Origin of the sequence: Daejeonella sp., assembly GCF_049655485.1 — a bacterium.
Lineage (GTDB): Bacteria > Bacteroidota > Bacteroidia > Sphingobacteriales > Sphingobacteriaceae > Daejeonella.
In genome coordinates this window covers 1-2,826 of the sequence record NZ_JBASJU010000374.1, presented here as the reverse complement: position 1 = coordinate 2,826, position 2,826 = coordinate 1, and the positions used below count along the sequence as shown (strand labels likewise).

At 43.0% G+C, this 2,826-nt stretch carries 4 protein-coding genes and 1 pseudogene; all 5 read right to left on the bottom strand.

All coding sequences use genetic code 11. The annotated features are described in order from the left end of the window. Positions 1-326 (bottom strand): L-histidine N(alpha)-methyltransferase (locus WBJ10_RS15480; RefSeq protein WP_424291898.1); only part of this gene is annotated, 326 nt, incomplete at its 3' end. A gap of 19 nt (positions 327-345) precedes the next feature. After that, on the bottom strand, positions 346-1,314 hold the full coding sequence (locus WBJ10_RS15475) for a zinc-binding alcohol dehydrogenase family protein (RefSeq protein WP_424291896.1): 969 nt from the start codon (positions 1,312-1,314) through the stop codon (positions 346-348). 6 nt (positions 1,315-1,320) lie between these two features. Then, on the bottom strand, positions 1,321-1,710 hold the full coding sequence (locus WBJ10_RS15470; RefSeq protein ID WP_424291894.1) for a DUF4440 domain-containing protein: 390 nt from the start codon (positions 1,708-1,710) through the stop codon (positions 1,321-1,323). An 80-nt stretch (positions 1,711-1,790) separates the two neighbouring features. Further along, positions 1,791-2,399: a Crp/Fnr family transcriptional regulator gene (locus WBJ10_RS15465; RefSeq protein WP_424291892.1), complete on the bottom strand. Its 609-nt coding sequence runs from the start codon at positions 2,397-2,399 to the stop codon at positions 1,791-1,793. A 50-nt stretch (positions 2,400-2,449) separates the two neighbouring features. Further along, positions 2,450-2,826 (bottom strand): annotated as a pseudogene (locus WBJ10_RS15460) (hypothetical protein); the annotation flags it as partial.

Sequence of the window (2,826 nt, the reverse complement as noted above, 5' to 3'; positions counted from 1 at the left end):
TGAATAAGGTATTTTAAGAGAAAGGAAGATTTCGATGCATCGCCTGCACCCATTTCAATTAGATCGAATGGCTGGGCGCCCTTAGTAACGATACTTGCAAGTTCGGCAGTTCGGTTCTTAAATATGTCCAGCTCGCAATTCGTTAGATAATATTCAGGCATTTTCATAATCTCCTGAAACAGGCGATCTCCGGTTTGATCATAAAGATATTTGGAGGGAAGGGTTTTGCTGGTACTCGTAAGGCCGGCAATTACCTCCTGCCTTAACTTATCGACTAAATTAATATCAGCTTCGATGGTGGGACAGTTATTTAGGTCTGTATTCATTTTTCGCTTTTAAGTTTGATTAGGTAGTTATCACAATTTTACCAGCTCCGGAATTATTTTCCATCAATTCATGCGCCATTGTGATTTCCTCGAGACTAAACCTACGGTTTATAGCTATACGGAGTTTTCCCGCCTCGATTTGTCGAATAAAGTTTTGGAATTCAGGCCGACCGATACGGATTTGGCCGCTGTCGTAGACCGTGAGGCAAACCGTTGCCGGGATAAAATCCATCGGCGCGAAATCTGCAATAGACCACGTTTCGGAAAGCATGCCGGTCATACAAACAATCCCACCAGGCTTGGCGCATTTTAATGAATCGGGCAGGGTTGAGGTGCCTACTAATTCCAGTACTTTATCGACACCTCCAGGAATTAGTTCTTTTAACGATGTCATGAGATGGCCATCATCAATCAAAACATGATCAGCACCCTGCTCTAACAAAATGTTGTACTTATCAGCCGACCGGGTTGTAGCGATAACCTGCAATCCTTGAAGCTTAGCAAGCTGAATGGCTAACATTCCAATGGATGAAGTGCCGCCACGAATAAGGATGGTCTCCGAAGATTGAATCTTAAGCGAGGCGTGCAATGAGCCATAAACCGTTTGAAACATTTCCGGTAATGCTCCGAGTTCGGTCCAGCTTAAATGACTTTCAAAAGGCATGACGATGGATCTCGGCAGAACTGCATATTCCGCGTAGCTGCCATCAAAGTCGCGCCCCATTCCTCCCATAAAAGCGGCGACTTTTTGTCCGGGCTTCCATTGGCCTCTCGGATCGTCTTCGATTTCCCCGACACACTCAATACCAAGCACCCTCGGGAAGACAACATTCGGAGAGAGCCCTTTACGGGTCATTAGTTCCGAACGATTCAAACCGAAGGCTTTGATGTGGACAAGCACTTCACTATCGGCAGGGACAGGGATAGCCCTTTGTTCGATAGAAAATGCTTCGGGCCCTCCTGGATGGTGTAATACAGCGGACTTCATTTCTTCTTACGATAACGAAGAAGGAGCGAAATTGTTAAACATGTAACGATATATTTTCCATTGCTCTCCATTTTTACGCAGTGTAAAAAAGTCCCGACTTGTTTTAGGGGCATTATTTTCACCGTCACTAACTTCAGCGATGGCTGTAACGAAAGCATAATTTCCATCCACATCAACTTGCTTTATCTGAATAGCAATCTTAAAGTTGTCACCGATAACACTTTTTGACGCGGTGCTTGCTAATTTCCTGCTTTCAATTGATTTGTACCCGTCAGGCATAAAAATCCCATCTTCCGTATATAGTAACGGGATCTGATGGAATCGGCCCTGATTCAGTGTGTCCGTAAGTTCCTTAATAACCAGTTCAATAGCTGATTTCTCTTCTTGTGTGCTCATAAAATTGATTTATAAGACAAAGGTCGATTAAGGGTTATGAATTACACGTGACCTAGTGTAGGAAATAGTCTTAAAGTAGTTTAAGATTTGTGGCTCTTGCCTACGATGGATTTACGGATCTTGCTGAGGAATTCGGGGGTAATACCTAAATAGGAGGCAATTTGAGTTCCAGGTAGACGCCTGGCAAGTTCAGGATTGTTTTTCAGAAACTGCTCATAACGCTGTTCCGCAGATGAACTGATATTCGCAAGCATTCGTTCCTGTAACTGTATGTAAGCACGTTCTACTACGATCCGGAAGTTTCGGTCAAATTTGTGATGAGAAGTGAAGAGATGTAATAGATCCTGATGTTTGATCTGTAATATAAGGGCTGGTTCCAGTGCTTCGATAAAAAGCTTGCTAGGTTCGCGGGAATAAAAACTGTTTAAATCGCTGATCCATTCATTCTCAGTAGAGAACTGTAAAATATGCTCTTTGGCATCTTCGGTTACAGCATACATCTTAAAGCACCCTGAAACGATAAAAGTAAAGTGATTGCAAACATCCCCTTCCTGGAGTATAAACTGCCGGCGGCGAATGGTTCTTTCTGTAAAGAATTTGCCTGCTTCGCTCTTCTCAACCGCATTCAATGGAAAATACTGCCGGAAATAAGCAATAAGTGGCTCAGGTTGTGAAGGTTGGTCTGCCATTGTTGTTTCCAATATACGCAGCTATCTGGAATTTTAGGCTAGTATACAGATTACCGTTGAAAAACTTTCAGTTCTTTAAAATAGCCTGTAGTTGCGATATCTACCCATAGACCAATCTGACCATGAGAAGTAGTACCCAGCATTTCTGTAACGATGAAAGACGGGTTTTTTTGACCGTTGATAAAAAGTTCCGCTTTGTTATCATTGACCTCAAGCCGTAACGTGATCCATTCATTCAAATCGATGTCCGCATAGGTCTCATATTTCCCAGGAGCCTCTCTCCGAAGCCGGTCAAATTTATAATCCGGGTATGCATAATACTGAACAGAATGATTTCTGCTGAACTGATTATCCGCTCGCCCTAATGAGGGACGGAGATATATTGATTCGTAAGCTGAGTCGTTTCCATTGATACGGAAAGCTAAAC